Annotated in this window: 15 protein-coding genes; 10 read left to right on the top strand and 5 right to left on the bottom strand. The window is 56.2% G+C overall.

Annotated features, from left to right (window positions below):
- Both WH91_RS23275 and WH91_RS06745 read right to left on the bottom strand, forming a co-directional pair.
- Window positions 1–108 (bottom strand): transposase (locus WH91_RS23275; RefSeq protein WP_144408338.1); only part of this gene is annotated, 108 nt, incomplete at its 3' end.
- Window positions 109–213: 105 nt separating this feature from the next.
- Window positions 214–1,266, bottom strand: a complete 1,053-nt coding sequence (locus WH91_RS06745) for a glycosyltransferase (protein ID WP_244542474.1) — start codon at window positions 1,264–1,266, stop codon at window positions 214–216.
- Window positions 1,267–1,353: 87 nt separating this feature from the next.
- Between WH91_RS06745 and WH91_RS06740 the strand changes: the two genes are divergently transcribed.
- Window positions 1,354–2,220, top strand: coding sequence for a DUF6492 family protein (locus tag WH91_RS06740; RefSeq protein ID WP_046170225.1), 867 nt, complete (start codon window positions 1,354–1,356; stop codon window positions 2,218–2,220).
- Here the strand turns inward: WH91_RS06740 and WH91_RS06735 are convergent, their stop codons facing one another.
- Together WH91_RS06735 and WH91_RS06730 are read right to left on the bottom strand one after the other, a co-directional pair.
- Window positions 2,221–3,150, bottom strand: coding sequence for a glycosyltransferase family 2 protein (locus WH91_RS06735; RefSeq protein ID WP_046170224.1), 930 nt, complete (start codon window positions 3,148–3,150; stop codon window positions 2,221–2,223).
- A 29-nt stretch (window positions 3,151–3,179) separates the two neighbouring features.
- A complete protein-coding gene (locus tag WH91_RS06730; protein ID WP_046170223.1) occupies window positions 3,180–4,502 on the bottom strand; it encodes an O-antigen ligase family protein in 1,323 nt (440 codons plus the stop codon).
- A gap of 209 nt (window positions 4,503–4,711) precedes the next feature.
- Between WH91_RS06730 and WH91_RS06725 the strand changes: the two genes are divergently transcribed.
- From WH91_RS06725 to WH91_RS06695, 7 genes are all read left to right on the top strand, one after another.
- Window positions 4,712–5,782: an endo-1,4-beta-xylanase gene (locus WH91_RS06725; protein WP_046170222.1), complete on the top strand. Its 1,071-nt coding sequence runs from the start codon at window positions 4,712–4,714 to the stop codon at window positions 5,780–5,782.
- Entirely contained in the window at window positions 5,782–7,206 is a 1,425-nt protein-coding gene (locus tag WH91_RS06720; protein WP_046170221.1) for an oligosaccharide flippase family protein, read from the top strand. Before WH91_RS06725 ends, WH91_RS06720 begins: the two co-directional genes overlap by 1 nt.
- A 233-nt stretch (window positions 7,207–7,439) precedes the next feature.
- A complete protein-coding gene (locus WH91_RS06715) occupies window positions 7,440–8,879 on the top strand; it encodes a UbiA family prenyltransferase (RefSeq protein WP_046170220.1) in 1,440 nt (479 codons plus the stop codon).
- A gap of 2 nt (window positions 8,880–8,881) precedes the next feature.
- Complete coding sequence (locus WH91_RS06710; protein ID WP_046170219.1) at window positions 8,882–10,213, top strand: FAD-binding oxidoreductase; 1,332 nt, start codon at window positions 8,882–8,884, stop codon at window positions 10,211–10,213.
- 12 nt (window positions 10,214–10,225) lie between these two features.
- Window positions 10,226–10,642, top strand: a complete 417-nt coding sequence (locus WH91_RS06705) for an EamA family transporter (RefSeq protein WP_046170218.1) — start codon at window positions 10,226–10,228, stop codon at window positions 10,640–10,642.
- Between the two features lie 35 nt (window positions 10,643–10,677).
- On the top strand, window positions 10,678–11,688 hold the full coding sequence (locus tag WH91_RS06700) for an NAD-dependent epimerase/dehydratase family protein (RefSeq protein WP_046170217.1): 1,011 nt from the start codon (window positions 10,678–10,680) through the stop codon (window positions 11,686–11,688).
- Between the two features lie 22 nt (window positions 11,689–11,710).
- Window positions 11,711–13,138, top strand: coding sequence for an aspartate aminotransferase family protein (locus tag WH91_RS06695; RefSeq protein ID WP_425285368.1), 1,428 nt, complete (start codon window positions 11,711–11,713; stop codon window positions 13,136–13,138).
- Between the two features lie 47 nt (window positions 13,139–13,185).
- On the opposite strand, the gene WH91_RS06690 is transcribed toward WH91_RS06695, so the two are convergent.
- The gene (locus WH91_RS06690; protein WP_244542475.1) at window positions 13,186–14,880 is read right to left on the bottom strand and encodes a hypothetical protein; all 1,695 of its coding nucleotides are present in this window, start codon (window positions 14,878–14,880) and stop codon (window positions 13,186–13,188) included.
- 209 nt (window positions 14,881–15,089) lie between these two features.
- On the opposite strand from WH91_RS06690, the gene WH91_RS06680 reads away from it, so the two are divergent.
- Both WH91_RS06680 and WH91_RS06675 read left to right on the top strand, forming a co-directional pair.
- Window positions 15,090–16,228 (top strand): IS3 family transposase gene (locus tag WH91_RS06680; RefSeq protein WP_428040627.1). Its coding sequence is split into 2 segments (ribosomal slippage): window positions 15,090–15,342 and window positions 15,342–16,228, totalling 1,140 coding nucleotides; the frame shifts between segments, so codons are not numbered across the junction.
- Complete coding sequence (locus WH91_RS06675) at window positions 16,197–16,685, top strand: GDSL-type esterase/lipase family protein (RefSeq protein ID WP_074797383.1); 489 nt, start codon at window positions 16,197–16,199, stop codon at window positions 16,683–16,685. The genes WH91_RS06680 and WH91_RS06675 overlap by 32 nt, the downstream gene beginning before the upstream one ends.
- Window positions 16,686–16,692 lie beyond the last annotated feature (7 nt).

The raw sequence follows: 16,692 nt of genomic DNA, 5'->3' as shown, positions 1-16,692 counted from the left end.
GGCAGTGCTCATCCCATGCTCTCGGCACAGATCGGACACCCCAACCCCACCTTCGGCCTGGCGCAGGATCGCCAGGATCTGGGGTTCGCTATATCTCGTCATCTTCATCAAAATCTCCTCGTTCATATTGCCGAGAAAATTCTACTTTTAAACCCGATTGATCAGAGGGGGGATTACCGCGTCTACGCAGGAGCCTTAGTCGGCATCGCCACCTTATAGTCCCGCGATAATAGCGGTCCACAAAGTCTCGATTTCAGCTTTGACGTCGAAAGCAGCTGGCACTTCTGCCTTTGCGGCAAGGACGGCAGCAGCAAGGCTATGAATGTCAGCATCAGTTGGCACAAGACGGATCATTTCGGTCGAGATAAGCCGTTTAAACATCCCATGGTGAGCCAGAGCGTCGGCCTCAAACGGTGCATTCACCACGACCGGCTTGCCTGAAAGTGCCGCTGTCAGGACACTGCCCCGTCTTGAGGTCAGACCTTCTTTAAAATCGTAGCAGAACACGTCGACCTGGCTAAAGATGGCAGACAGTTCGTCGTCGCCACGGACATAGCCCGTAATCGTCACGCGGTCCCGGACCCCCAATTCATCGGCCAATGCAAAGAATTTGGCTTCCATGCCATCCATGGCTTTGATGAAAGATCCAACAAAGACGACTGCTACGTCGTGACCTTGTCCGATCAAATGCGCCGCGACATGCAGGACGATGGTGGATTGTTTTCGTGGATAGATTGACCCGAACTGGCCTACTATCAGGCGCCCAGTTTCGCGTTGAGCGTTGAGGGCACGGCTGGTTGGCGTATCCCTGCCGGTAGCTGGCGGCACAATATTGGGCGGGATGGGGATTATCTTCCGCCGGCGTGTCGCCCATCGAGACACTTTGCTATCAGCAAATTCACGCCCAATTTCTGGTGCCGAAAAGCACAGGCTTGTCGCCAAAAGGACCGCTGGAGTCAGAACGAGACGCCGTTTCCAATTGAGCGCGGACCACTCGTGCAGCACGACGGTCAGGTTGCGTCCCATGATCCGCACCAGAAGCGACGTGATCGTGGGCGAGAAGAGCCGCCGTTTCCATGCGACGATGGGAAAGTTGAAAATGACGCAGTCGACGCCTCGCACTGCTTTCAAAAGGCTTGCCAGCCTCCCACCAAGCACGTGCGACTTGGCCCTGGAACCTAACTTTTGCGTCAATAATCGAGCAAACGCCTCGACACCACAAAGCTTGGCCGCGTTAGAAACAAGAACGAGGTAATGCTGCGCCAAAATGTCATCCGCGTCCGATAATCGAGTAACACAACCTTATGCTCGCGCCGTTAATATGGACTTGCCTTTGCGCTGCCCCGGATTCCAATGCCCCGTTCGATTTCGCTGATTACGCCAAGCTATTCGGCAGATTTTGAGGCTTGCCGCCTTTTGTGCAACTCGATGGACCGGTTTGTCACGGGCCACGATATGCACTTCATCGTGGTTGGTGACGAAGACGCCGCTCTTTTCTCAGCGCTAGCCGGACGGCGTCGCCGCATAATTTGCCATAGTGATCTGTTGCCGAAATTTCTGCCTGTCGGCCGGTGGAACGGACGTCGCTACTGGTGGGCAGGCGGCGTCAGTCTTCCCGTATATGGCTGGCACCTGCAGCAATTGCGCAAGATCGCGATGACACTGGCGCAGTCGAGCGAGAGGATCATGTGCATCGATTCCGACAATTGCTTCTGCAGGCCGTTCGACATGCGTTTGGTCGCAGAGGCGTCACGCCTACCGCATTTCGTCGCTCCCGCAGATATTGCTGCCACCTTTTCAAGTCACGTTACTTGGCTCAAGAATGCCCATGCGCTGCTTGGTTTACCCACGCCTGAATTTCCCGCCGACGACTTCATTGGCCAGATGATTGTGTGGGAGCGTGAAACAGTTCGGCAGATGACCCAACGGATTGAGTCAACCGCGGACCAGTCCTGGTGGAAGGCGCTGGTTCGTATCCGGCAGTTCTCCGAATATCTTATCTATGGGGTTGCCGTCGCCAATGACCCGCCTCTCGCCCTGCGACATCATCGTGTGACGCAGTCGGATTGCCTCACTTACTGGTCAGGTCCGCAACTAGACGCCGCAGCGCTTGCCAACTTTATTGCCACTCTGGCTCCGCATCAGCATGCGATCGCGATACAGTCGCACACCAATACGCCGATCGATCTGATCCGGCGTGTCGTGCTTGAAAACGCATAGTCACTGCGATGACTTGTAAGGCTGTGGTATAAATCCGAGGCTGGCAATAATTCGTCCAACCGGCATGAGTACAGGATGGCTGGCCTGTAGCGGCGATCTCGTTCGAAGAAGCACTGCCAAGCCTCGGCCTAGTCCGAGCCCAAGACTACCAATGTTCTTAAGCGCCATGACCCAGCCCGGTGCATGCATGCGGTCAACAACGTAATTGATACTGCCGGTCCGAATAGACCGCCGCGTCAAAAATTTGGGTGTGACACGCTCAGCCGGCACAAATTCCGTCGCAATAGCCTCGGCGCACCACCATGTGCTGAAACCCATTACGCGACAGCGTGTAAAAAACTCCATGTCCCCGCCGCCGAGAAAATTGAAGCGGATGTCGAAAGGAGGTTTGGGCATTGCGTCAAAGACTCTCCGACGGATGAGGCAATTGCCTGATCCGTGAATTTGGCTGACTTGCCGTGTCGAGCCCGCGATCGACAGGAATAGGGGGTGGCCGGAAACGCTTGCCGCAACAGGCACGTCGAACTGTCGCAACACCGGCCCACCAACGATATCCGCACGCTTTTCCTTGGCGAGATTTACCATCGCCTCGAGCCAGCCGGGCATAGCCACTTCGTCATCATCGATCATCAGAAAGAATTCCGCGCTCGGATAGGTGGTCAATGCTGCCCGGAAGGCGCGGTTGATCGCGTGGCAATTGCCCTGATTGGACTCTACCAAAACGCTGTGGGGTGTCTGCGATTGGAGGACTAATCGAGCGCGCTCTGCGCCTGCGGGATTAGCGGCGTCGTTGTCGACAACCACCACGGCAAAGCCGAACGGGGCGATTTGGTCCATGACCGAGCGCAGTGTCCTTTCAAGCCAGTCAGGCCTGCGAAAGGTTGGAATGCAGATCACGGCCTCAACTGCATCAATTGTCGTGAGGTCCATTGGACGCCCCTTTTAAACCGGTTGCCCCGCTATCGAACCTGTAACGCGGTAATGTCCTGTGGGGTGGGTTCACTTACAAGGCGCGCCTGCGCCTGTAGCTGCAGGCCGAAGATGGCAATCAATATTGTGAACCAGATCGGACCGCTATTCGCAAAAAATGGACTTTCAAGTGTCGCAAGGAATAGCGCGAACAGCCAGATGCGAATGAACAGCCGGGTAAGCGTCAGATCATTGTTGAGCCGCAGCGCCTTCGAAGCATGCTGGCTTGGCAAAATTACCAACCAGATGACTGCGAGTATGAGGAGCGGAAATCCTCCGCTGAGCATAAGATCTAGATAGCCGTTGTGAGCATTTGCTGCAGTAACGGCCCACGTCGCCGCGGAACTGTTGCCGTTTGCAAGAGCATCTGTCTGCCAGAATGACTGAAAGCCGTAACCCCAGAATGGTCGCTCAGCAATTGCGGAAAGCGCAAGCTGCCAGATCGATGCGCGATCGGTAAAGGTAGGGTCGATACCCAATGCTCCGATGAAGTCGCGTACCGGTTGTGACGTGGCGGATGACACGACGACTATGTTGAAGGCCGAAACACTAAAAAGGACAAATGGCAACCTCAGTCCACCCAGACGTTCAAATAACCACGCGATGAGCAAAACCGCAGGCACGATAGCTAAGGAGGTTTTGCCGCCGGCATTTAGAATAAAGATACCCGACAGCAACAGCAGGCCGTTGCCCACCCAAAGTTTTTTGTTTTTCCTGAGATAGAGGGCGAAAAAGAAGGCGAATGCAGCGGCAGCGGCAGCAGTGTTCTTGTGCCCAAAATGGCCTCGCCAGTCTCCCGCCAATGCCTGTTCGCTCGCGTCAGTGGACTGATGAATCGCAAGATCAGGCCGTAGCAGGACGCCTAGCATCGAAAGACCAAGGGCGAACAACAGGCAGTAACCGATGAGCGTAGTGAACTGGTTCCTGTCACGAGGCAGAAGCAAAATGGCGCTGGAGCATATGCACACCAGTGCCGCGTAGACGGTCCGTCTTAGGGCACTGTCTGGCGAATCCGAGAGCGGAATGATCAGAAGCAGCCAAACCAAAATTGCAGCGGGCAGCCAGTAGGCGCGCAAGATCAGTCGGCCCGCTGGGTTCATAAATAGAGCCGCCAGCACGGTCATCGTCATTGCGATGACGATCAACTGGTTGATCTGGTTTGAGCTGTCGCCATAGGTCGAAAGTATGAGGGTGTCATTGGGACTAGGGAACGGTCCGGTCCCAATCCAGAAATACGCAAACACCACAATAAAGAGCAGCCACCCAAACCAGTCGGATTTATTATCGAGTGCCTGTCTATTCACTTCAAGCATGTACCGCCTCATGCGGGCTCTCGCGAATGCGCTTATTGACAGAGCTACCAGGATCGGATGTACCGCCCGGGTGTGAAAAATGGACTAATTGACTCAAAAACACGCCGCTTTGTTAGGTGCATAGTAAGGTTGTAGGGGTCAAATAGCGGGGTTCCAGGCCCAGATTTTTGCACTTTCATCGGGCGCATGTCTCGATTCAGGAGACGACAATGCGCAGGCGCGAATTTGTGGTTGGCGCGCTGTCCACCGGCGCCTTGGTGACGACACTCCCCGCTGCGAGCGCCACCCCATTTGCGGCAGACGCTCTGTCGGGTGCGGTGCCTTATGGTGCTGCCATTCGCATCGACGAACTTGCGGACATCTTGTATAGCGAGGCGGTCCGCACTTACTGCAAGGTGATTGTCGCCGAGGGCGCCATGAAGTGGTCGGACCTTCAGGCTGTTCGTGGCAGCTTTACCTTCGAACCGACGGATACTCTTCTCGCCTTTGCTCAAGACAACGATATCGAATTGCGGGGTCATACCCTCGCCTGGTATGCGGCGCTTCCGGAATGGGCGGAACGCATTTCTAGCGCAGAAGAGGCCCGGACAGAACTGGTCCACCATATCGACACAGTAGTTGGCCGTTATAAAGGTCGCATTCGCAGCTGGGATGTCGTGAATGAGGCAATAGCAGAGGATCCAACCCCTGACGCGCCTTATCGCGACTCTGTATGGCTTCGACATTTAGGGCCAGATTATATCGAACTTGCGCTTCGCACCGCATCGGAAGCCGACTCGAGCGCGCAGCTCGTACTAAATGACTACGAGTTCGAGCAGCCGACGGATCAGGCCCGCGCCAAGCGCAAGGCTTTCCTCGACATGGTACGCGGCCTAAAATCGCGCAACGTTCCGCTGCACGCCATCGGCCTGCAGGGTCACTTACGAGGCGAGAGTGCGGTCGATTCACCTGGCATTTCAAGTTTTGTCGCGGAATTGTCAGCACTCGGTCTTGGCATTCTGGTTACCGAACTTGACGTGATCGACGACCAGTTACCCGGCCCGATCGAAGAGCGAGACAAACTCATCGCCGCTCGCGCTAGAGAGTTTCTATCGGCAATTGGCTCAGTCGTACGACCTGAGATCGTCGTGACCTGGGGTGTATCGGATCAGCACACCTGGGTTCCAATCTGGTTCAGCCGTCAAGATGGTCTGCCAAACCGCCCTCTCCCACTTGACGAAAATTATCAGCCGAAGGAACTCATGCGGGTCATCCAGGACTTCACGCAGAGCTTTGCCTAATGCTTCGACAAGCCTCTACTTATCTAGCTGCGAACATTATCGCTGCTGCGCTAGGCCTCGCGTCCGTGGTCATCTTCACGCGTATCATGACGCCGGCAGAATATGGCATTTACATCGTCGGGTTCAGTGCGGCCGCCTTGATCTCAAGCCTGCTCTTTGGTGGGATCAAGTCCTCCATCGTGCCTTTCACCGCTGAGGGCGGTGTCGATATTCGGTTGACCGCGGCCATCCCATTTGCGGTGCTTGTCCTCCTTATACCGCTGCTTTATTTTGGCATCATTGCTTTCGCCCCGAGTTTGTCGACCTACTTGTTGCCGGCTATTTTTCTGGCATTTGCTATCGGGGCGTTCGAATTCTGCCTCGAGATTTTTCGAGCTCGCCAGCAAACCACACTTTACCTGATCGCTACGATCGTGCGGGCCGCCGCGGCCCTGGTGTTCTCGCTGGTCCTCATTCTTGTGTTCGGTTGGGGCGGCGTCGGTCTCCTCATCAGCATCAGCCTCTCCTACGTAATCGCGGGTCTCATCTTTTCGAGAGAGATTTGGCGGGCACCGCTAAAGCCGTTCGACAAAAAGCTGTTCCAAGGCATCATCGCCTTTGGCCTGCCTATGACGATATCTGGCGCCGTTTTCATGCTTCAGGCCCTGCTTGATCGTTTCACGGTCGCGAGCCTGATGGGAGAACATGCGGCCGGAATTTATGGTGCGTCTGCCGATTTGGTGCGCCAGATTATCCTTTTTCCCGGCGTTGCTATCGGGTCGGCTATTGCGCCCATCGCTGTCCGCCTGCTTGCCAAAAGCAGCAATCAGGAGGTGGATCGCCACTTGGTCGAAAGCACCGAATTGTTGCTGGCAGTATTGGCGCCTGCAACCGTGGGTCTCACAATTGTCGCTCACAAGCTGTCATTTTTTGTTTTTGGCGAGGATTTTCGCCAGGCAGCTGCAGTGCTAATTCCCATCATCTCCGTAGCTTGGCTGTTGAGGTCGATCTCGTACCAGTTGATTCACGTCAGCTTTCAGATGACGAGAAAACCTAGTTTGCTGATCCTGCAGGGTGTGGGCACGCTTCTTGTAAATGGCGCATTACTGGCGGTTTTCGTTCCCAATTTTGGGTTGATAGGTGCTGCGTGGTCGGTGCTTGTCTCCGAGCTGTTGGGAGTAATGATTGGCTTCGCCCTGGCGCGCAGAGCTTACCCATTACCGCTTGATCCAAAACCCTGGTTCAAGGTGGCGCTGGCCACCGCAGTGATGGCCGTTCCCACGTTCCTGATTGGTCGCCAACTGTCGGGCACTGGCTTTGTCGATTTGGCCATTCCCGTAATAATAGGGATCGCGCTTTACGCCGCGGCCTGCTTTGCGCTCGACATCGCTGGCATTCGCACCCGTGCCGCCACCATTTACAGGGCAAGAAAGCTTGCAAGCTAACAAATGCGTTCTGCCCAACCGCGATTGTAAATCAAAAAAAGTCTGGATAAACGGAAGACTCTCTAAACCTTGCCCGGAAATAGTTCGGTCTCCAGCGAATGTTGTTGCTCTCTAGTCACTTGCATTAGACCAAATTTACTTTTCTTAGACTAGGTTCTGTGCGATGCAGGGAATCCAAACCTGCAGCCGGGGGAATTTCTACAGATGGAACTCTGTGGGAATGAGGGTGCGAGATGAATTTAAGAGTGCAAAATAGCACGCAACTGCCTTTGGTCGTTGATCTTGACGGCACCCTGATATCCGCGGACTTGCTGTGGGAAAGCGTGTTTATGCTTATCAAGCAAAATCCGCTGTACTTGTTTGTATTGCCGATCTGGCTTTGGCGCGGCAAGGCGCATCTCAAAACCGAGATTGCCGCCCGTGTTACCATTGATGCGCAGGGCTTGCCGTACCGAGAAGATTTCTTGGCGTTTTTGCAGGCCGAAAAGGCTAACGGCCGCGAGATCGTGCTTGTGACTGCGGCCGCAGAGCCGTTCGCTCAAGCCATTGCCGCCCACATAGGCCTATTCGATGCCGTATATTCGTCGAGCGCCGACACCAATCTGGCAGCGCACCGAAAGGCCCTGCTCCTTACCGAAACTTACGGTCCTAAAGGCTTTGACTATGCGGGCAATGACCGCGCGGATATTCCCGTTTTTGAAGTGGCAAATCGCGCCATTGTCGTCGCGCCCGATGGGGCAGCGGATAAGTTTCAGCGCCAAACCAACTCCCAGCGTTTCGATGGCAGTGCTGCGACTTGGAAGACCTATGCCAAGATGCTGCGTGTGCACCAGTGGCTCAAGAACTTGCTGGTTTTTGTTCCGGCAGTGCTTGCGCACGAGATATTTGAACCCACCGTTTTCCTAACGTCGCTCGCAGGTTTTGTCGCGTTCTGCGCGGCCGCGTCGTCCTTCTATATTATCAACGACCTTCTCGACCTGCCTCTTGATCGGCGACATCCGACCAAGCGGAATCGACCATTTGCCAATGGTATCGTGAGCATTCCATTCGGCCTTACCGTTTCGGCGGCACTTCTCGCGATTGTCGTCGGAATCTCTTTCTTCCTGCCGCCACTTTTTGCTGCAGTCATTGGCATCTATGTATTGACCACTGCCGCTTATTCATTCGCTATCAAGCGCATGCTGTTGATCGACGTCCTGTGCTTGGCGGGCCTCTATAGCCTGCGTCTTCTGGCTGGTAAGGCCGCTGCCAATTTGCCGCCGTCGTTTTGGCTGATCGCTTTCGGTCTTTTCTTCTTTCTGTCGCTTGCGCTGGTGAAGCGATATGTCGAATTGCAGTCGAGCAAGGTAGATGATCGCGACCGCGTCGCGGGTCGTGGCTACCGCCCTGAAGACCTGCAAATCGTTGGTCAGAGCGGCCTTTCTGCTGCCTTCGCTGCCGCTTTGGTGCTGTCGCTCTACATCCAGTCTGAAGTCGTGAGCGATCTTTATAGCGAGCCTTGGTTGATATGGCCGCTGGTGCCGATCGTGCTTTACATCAATGTCCGCATCTGGATTTTGGCTCATCGGCGCGAAATGCATGAGGATCCGGTGGTCTTCATTGCCACCGACTGGCGCAGCCAACTCGTCGTCGGTTTCGGCGCACTGCTGATGCTGGTCGGGACGGTGATGTGACAATGTCGAGCTATGACAGCTTTGGCCGCGTGCAGCGCCACATGCGGGACATCGTGCTGCCTAGCGTCGCGATCAGGGAGTTGCGCAGTCATGGAGGCACCGACCAACCGCTGCTGGCTTATGGCAACGGTCGATCCTATGGAGACACGTGCCATAACGATGACGGCGCGCTTGTCCCCATGCGCAGCCGAAATGCCATTCTCGACTTTGACCTGCAGACCGGCGTGATTACGGCTGAAACGGGCGTAACGCTCGAAGAGCTCATTGCCCATGCCACGCCACACGGCTACTTCCTGCCCGTAACGCCGGGGACGCGCTACGTGACTTTGGGTGGTGCCATTGCCAATGATGTGCACGGCAAGAACCACCATTCACGCGGCAGCTTCGGCTGCCACGTAACCGCCCTTGAACTCCTGCGTTCCGATGGGGGTGTTCATGTGTGTTCACCTCAGGAAAATGCTGAACTTTTCCAGGCAAGCATTGGAGGCATGGGCCTGACGGGCCTTATGCTCTCCGCAAGTCTTCGCTTGATGCCTGTCGGCTCTCTCGACATCGACGAACGCGTAATGTCATTCGGCGGCTTGGCCGAATATTTCGATGCCGCCGACGCTGCGGATGCGGGCAATGAATATTCCGTCGCTTGGATCGATCAATTATCCACGTCCAACCGCGGGATACTTTTTACCGGCAATCATGCCAACAACGGCAACTTTCGTATCAAAAAGCCCACAATGGGACTTTCAGTCCCATTAGAGTTGCCATTTTCAGTTCTGAACAGGGTCACTCTTGCTGCCTTCAACCAAGTCTATTTCACCAGCAAGGCACGCAGAACTCAGCCGCAGATAGGCTCCTACCGGAGCTTCTTTTATCCACTTGATACCATCGGAAACTGGAACCGTCTCTACGGTCCAAAAGGGCTTCATCAGCACCAAAGCATAATTCCGCTCAGCGAGGCCCAGGCCGTTATTCCGCAAATGCTGGAAGCAAGCCGCGACGCGGGGCAGGCTTCGCTCCTAACCGTACTTAAGCGGTTCGGCCACATCAGATCGCCCGGAATGCTATCCTTCGCCCGCCCCGGCTACACACTAGCCATGGACTTCGCCAACCAGGGGCCATCGACCTTGGCGTTGCTCGAAACGTTGGATCGGCTGACCGTGGAGTGCGGTGGACGGGTCAACCCGTACAAAGACCAGCGCATGAGCGCGGCGACGTTTGCTGCAGGCTTTCCCGAGTGGCAAAAACTAGAGCGCTTCCGAGACCCGCGCTTTTCATCGAATTTCTGGCGAAGAACTGCGTTGACGCTTCCGCAGCGCAGTCTCGCTCTGGTTAAATAAAGACAGGGAATTATGGCCTATCTACCGTTTATCATATTCACAGTTATGACCAATGCAGCGGCCCAGCTCATGCTTAAATGGGGCATGATGAACATGGGAACGGTCAACTTCACTGCTGATACGGCGATCCTGAGGCTATTTCAGATCGTGTTTAGTCCTTGGGTTTTTGCCGGTCTCGTGACCTTCGTCATCTCGATGGCTTCGCACCTGTATGTGCTTTCCAAGGTGGACATATCCTTTGCCTACCCCTTCTTGAGCCTTGCTTACGTCGCGGTCGCCATCTTTGCCTGGCTTGTGTTCAAGGAAGACCTTGGGCTGCCCAAGCTGGCCGGCATTGCCCTTATTTGCGTGGGCACGTTGCTGATTGCCCAGGGCGGCAGCAACGACACACACGAGCCCGTCGTCACCACCGACCAAGCCCGGACTTAGGTCAAAGCCACCCAGGCTAAGATAGCAGGACAAACATGAGACATATAATCTTTGGTGGTGACGGTTTTGTTGGACGTCACCTTGCACCGCGGTTGCTAGCCGCCGGAGAGCAGGTGGTTGTAGCCGACATAGTCAAGAGTGATCTGCCGCATTATCGTGACGCCCAGTTCGTCAAGACGGACGTAACGGATAAGGCCTCGGTTGTCGCTTTGGGTATTCAAGCGGACGACATGGTCTACAATTTGTCCGCCAAGATGCTGTCGCCGATCCAGGTCCGCGCCAAGCGCCACGATTTCTTCTTTCCCGTCAATTTTCATGGGACCAAGAACATCATCGAGGCGATGGACGCGGTCGGCGCCAACAGGCTCGTCCATTTCACCACGGACATGGTCTATGGCCATACCCATACTTGGCCGCAGACCGAGGACCATCCTCGTGCCCCGCTGGGTGAATATGGCCGTTCCAAATATGAGACCGAGCTGCTCGCAGAGGAATGGCGCGAAAAGGGCATGCACATCTCCCTGTTCCGTCCGCGCTTAATCATAGGGCCAGGTCGGCTCGGAATTCTGGCCAAGCTCTTCAAACTCATCGATCTCAACCTGCCAGTCCCAATGATTGGTTCGGGCAAAAATCCCTATCAATTTATCTCGGTTTTTGATTGTGCATCGGCCGCCCATGCCGCCTTTTCGGCCGGTGTGCCGAACGACGTGTACAATCTTGGTTCGCTCGATGCGCCTCCCGTAAAAAAGCTGCTGGCTGACCTCGTCAAACATGCAGGATCGAAATCCATCCTCGTGCCGACGCCCGCCTGGGCGGTTAAACGCACACTGGATTTCCTCGATCTTCTCAACGTACCGATCATGGATCCCGAGCAGTACCTGATCGCTGACGAGATGTGCATTCTCGACGTCTCCAAAGCGGAGCGAGAACTGGGATGGGTGCCGCAGTATCGCGATGAAGACATGCTCATCGCCGCCTATACCGAATATCGCAAGAAGCGCGCCGGCACGACTTCTGCCCGCGTCCCCCAATCAACAGCTGCCTGAGGAACATCGCATGAGCACCGCCATGACCCTGCCCACCGACCTTGGCGCTAAAACCGCAAAGCCCAAATTCATCACGGTGGAAGAGGCCAAAACGCTCGATATCAAGCGGATGTATGAGCTTTTTACCGCTCATATGAACCCGGGTCAGCTTCATTTCATGAAGCTGTTGGGCTTCCACAAGATCAAGATCGAACGCGCCGAGGGCATGTACTATTACGACCAGGACGGTCGAAAGATCCTTGATTTCTTCGGCGGCTTCGGCTCGCTCGCTTTTGGCCACAACCATCCGCGCATACTCGAAGCGCGGCGCAAGTTCGCAGAAGAAAAACGGCAGGAAATCGCAATCGCGTTTCTGTCGCAATACGCCACGGCGTTGGCATACAACCTCGCAGCTTGCTCACCTGGTGATCTTGACATGGTCTTTCTGGGCTCGTCAGGCTCGGAGGCTATGGAAGCTGCGATCAAGGTGGCAGAGCGCGCTGCCGGGCCTGCTCGACCCAAGATTGTTTATGCCGAGAATTCCTTCCACGGCAAAACCAAGGGCGTGCTCTCGATCACTGATGGTCCACTCTACCGTGGCCAGTTCAAGCTGGTCGATAACACCGTGCGCGTTCCTTTCGGCGATATCGACGCTGTCGAAGCCGCGTTCAAATCCGATCCCGCCATTGGCACTATCGTGCTTGAGACAGTCCAGGGCGGCGGCGGCATCATCGAAGCCGATGCAGATTTCTGGCCTAAACTACGAGCGCTTTGCGACAAGTATGGCGTGCTTTGGGTGGCCGATGAAGTGCAATGCGGCTTTGGGCGGACTGGCAAATTCTATGCCTTTGAGCACTACGGAGTGGTCCCCGACGTAACAGCGCTTGCCAAGTCGCTTGGGGGCGGCAAGGCGGCTGTGGGCGCAATGATCGCCCGGCGCGACGTCTATATGAAGGCATATGGCACGCCAAAGACTGCGATGATCCATGCCATGGCTACCTTTGGCGGCATTGGTGAAGCATCGGTCACATCCATTGAGGCGCTCAATGTCCTGTATGACGAAGGCCTGATCGATAACGCCGCAGAGGTAGGCGATTATCTGATAGCGGAACTAGGCACGCTGCAGCGCAGGTATCCCGCCCTTCTCAAGGAAGTGCGCGGTCGTGGCATGATGGTGGGTCTCGAGTTCCACGATTTTTCCCAGGCTATGCCTATGGTGCTAAGGCCTGTGATGTCGGCGCTTGATGACAAGCTCAAGGGCTCGCTTCCCGGCTTCGTCGGTAGTCACCTTCTGCGCGACCACGGCGTGCTCGTCGCATTCACCGAGTACAACCGCAACGTCATCCGCCTCGAACCGCCGCTGATCTGCACCCGCGCCAATGTCGACGAATTTATCACTGCGCTCGATGAAGTCATGTCGCGTGGAGTAGTGAAAATCGTGACCGATTTCGTTCGCGCGCAGGTTCGCTAGACATCGGCCCGAAAAGCAGAAGGGGCGGACCGCGGTCCGCCCCTTTTTTATGGCGCCGGCAGCAAGCCCGGCCGTAGCAGCAGATCCCAGCAGGGATGAATCTCGACCACCTGCCTGTTTTCGAGTGCCTCGCTGTAGATGGATTCGACGGCAAGGCGACCCGAGGTAACCGGGCATTTGGGACGGATAACCGCATCGGTCGCATCGATTGCGGCTTTGATCTCGGGCGTCATGGGCGGTATGGTCCGGAATGGATCGGCACCGATCTGAATATGCCGCGTAGCGTCGCGATCGAGAAGCCAGGGGAATGGATTGGTGAATTCGAGCGTCATGAGCGTGTTGAGCCGTACGCTATTCGCCGCCTCGAAATCCAGGATTGCTTGCGCGCCGGCGGCGATGTCTATGAGGAAGTAAATCTGGAAGTCGAGTTCGGAGTAATAATTCCAGCTCGGAGCCTGCCCCTGCCGGGCGAGGCTCTCATAGGTGTCGGAGAACTCGATGTAGTGCGAGACATTGCGAGCAGCCCGCTCCATGTGGTCCGCACGGGTCGCAACCTGCTCCATGTTCTTGAGCAATGGTAGGTCAAGCGTCTGGTAAGTGGGCAGGACGGCGACCGAACGTAGGACCCGATGCGCGACATTGCTGATGGTTGGGACGACGCTAAAAGCGGCCAGCACGAGAAGGATTGCCTGCGATCGCTTCTCGTAGCCCTGGAGGCGAGGCCAGGCCATCAGCAGGATCGGCCAGAGGAAGATGAACTCCTGACCCCCGCCAGTATTCTGCGTCTCAAAGGCAATGCCTGCCAAGGTGGCAACGCCGAGCCACCAATAGCTTCTGTCAAAGAAAGGCACGGCTTTTTCGGCGCCGAGCGAAAGCCAAGCCAGCATGGCGCACATCACACCCACCGGAACGAGTACGTTGAGCTTAGCCGATATCACCATCAGCACCCGCGACAGCCAGGACCCCTCGTTAAGTCCCACAAGCTGGGCAATGTTACTGAGATAGGACGAGACGAAGTGCACTGCGAACTCGCTGACCGCGAGCGGCACGACGAAGATCAAGGCCGCAAGCGCGACATTGCGCAGCGCGATCCGGCCAGCCAGCAGGGCGAAAAGACCGATCATGCCCCCTGCAAGAAACGCCGTGATCTTTGTTAGAAAGAGCGCCAGCATGGCCAGCGCGCAGAACCATGCAAGCTTGCGGCCGTCCCTGATGAAAAGGAGGCCTGAAACCAGCACGTAAAGTAACAGCACCGAGTGCCGGTTGTAGATGCTGTATCCATCGAGGCTCGGAAACGAACTGTAGGTCAGCGCATTGACCGGCGCCAAGGCAAACACCAAGAATGGGATCAACAGCGCAAACGCGAGGCCATGACTGCGCTTGGCCGTGTCCGCGATGACTACTGCCATGAGTGGCGCGGCGACAGCTAGCAAGCACCATTGCGCCAGCAGCAGCAATTGCGCGCGTGGAAATAACTCGAGGCCCCAGGTAAAGAGGTAGTAAACCAGCGGTCCAACTGGAACCTGGAAATCAACGTTAGGGGTTTGTCCCATGGCAATGCGCTGCGCCGCATCAAGATAGAGATACGTGTCCCAATACATCGGTCCAATCGCGACGCTAAGTGGCAGCGACAGCAAAACAGCCAGCACTACTAGAACTAGACCGAGCCAGAGTAGAGGCTCACGGAAAATTCGACCGGCCGTCCATCCATTGATGACAGTGGACTTCGCTTCAACTGACATTTTGATCCCCAGCCGGCAGCAACCGAGGCCTCGCAGCGCGAGTTTAAGTTGAAGCATTGTGGAAGAAGCCTATTCCGCAATAATTACGCTGGGTTTAATCGGTGCACGGGTAGCGCCTTTACAACAGAGGTGGCTCGGGAAATCTGGACATCGGGATAAGTGGATTTTGTGCCTGATGGCAGCCAGTATGGCCGCGAACAGGAGCGACCATGACGAGACGACCCCGCCGCAACCACACGCCGATGTTCAAGGCCAAAGTAGCGCTGGCCGCCATCAAGGGTGAGAAGACTCTGGCGGAACTTGCCCAGCAGTTTGACGTCCATGCCAACCAGATCACGCAATGGCGCAGCCAGCTTCTGGAAGGCGCTGCAGATGTTTTTGGCGGCGAGGCCTGCCCTGAGCCGACCGCGCCGACAGTGGATGTAAAGACGCTACACGCCAAAATTGGCCAGTTGACGCTGTAGAACGATTTTTTGGAAGGAGCGCTCAGCAAAGCCGGCCTGCTGAGCGCAAAGCGATGATCGATCGCGAGCATGAACTATCGGTGACCCGGCAGGCGTTGGTGCTCGATATCAGCCGGAGCAGCGTCTACTACCTGCCACGCCCGGTGTCGCCCGGCGATCTGGCACTGATGCGGCGGATCGATGAACTGCATCTGGATTACCCGTTCGCCGGCGCCCGCATGTTGCGCGATCTGCTGGGTCGAGAAGGGTTTGCTGTTGGTCGGCTGCATGTGAGCACGCTGATGAAGCGGATGGGCATCGAGGCGATTTACCGCAAACCCAATACCAGCAAGCCCGCGCCAGGCCATAAGGTCTATCCCTACCTGCTGCGCAGGCTGGCGGTGACCCAGCCCAACCAGGTTTGGGCAATCGACATTACCTATATCCCCATGGCGCGCGGCTTCGTCTACTTGGCAGCCGTGGTGGACTGGTTCAGCAGGCGGATGCTGGCGTGGCGGGTCTCGATCAGCATGGACGTGAGCTTCTGCATCGAGGCGCTTGAGGAGGCTCTGGGTAAATACGGCGCCCCCGAAATCTTCAACAGCGACCAGGCCAGCCAATTTACCAGCATGGCCTTCACCGGCCTGCTGCGCGACAATGGCATCGCCATTAGCATGGACGGCAGAGGGGCATGGCGCGACAATGTCTTCGTCGAGCGGCTTTGGCGGTCCATCAAATACGAGGAGGTTTACCTGCGCGCCTATGACGCCGTCTCGGACGCGCGAACATTGATCGGCAAATACCTGGCCTTTTACAACAGTGGGCGACCTCACCCGAGCCTTGACCGCATGACCCCGGACGAAGCCTGCTTCAATGCGCTGGTGCCAATCCTGGCAGCGGCATAACCAAGGCCGAAATTCACTTACCGAACCCCCGCAGGCTGTTCAGACAAACCGAGCCACCTCTCTCGATCGTCTGGACGGGTCGCTGTCCGCGCGACCCGATAGGGTCCTGCTGGGGCTTGGCGGCAACGACATGCTGCAGGGACTTTCTCCGGCCAATCTCGCCAGCAATCTCCAATCGATCCTGACCCGCCTGAAGGCGCATGCTGTGCCGGTTCTACTGCTGGGCATGCAGGCTAGCCCAGTTCTGGGCACCGAGTATGTCATTGCGTTCAATGTCGTCTATCCCACTCTGGCGCAGCAGTTTGACGTGCCGCTACACGGATTTTTCCTCGAAGGAGTGGCGCTCGACAGCAACCTCAATCAGGCCGACCGCATCCACCCCAATGCGGCTGGGGTAAAAGCCATTGTCAGCAGGGTGCTACCGGACGTCGAGAAGCTTTTGTCGCAAGCGCAGTAGTCGACCG

This window comes from Devosia psychrophila (assembly GCF_000971275.1).
GTDB classification, from domain to species: Bacteria; Pseudomonadota; Alphaproteobacteria; order Rhizobiales; family Devosiaceae; genus Devosia; species Devosia psychrophila.
This window is presented reverse-complemented; position numbering and strand designations above follow the sequence as displayed.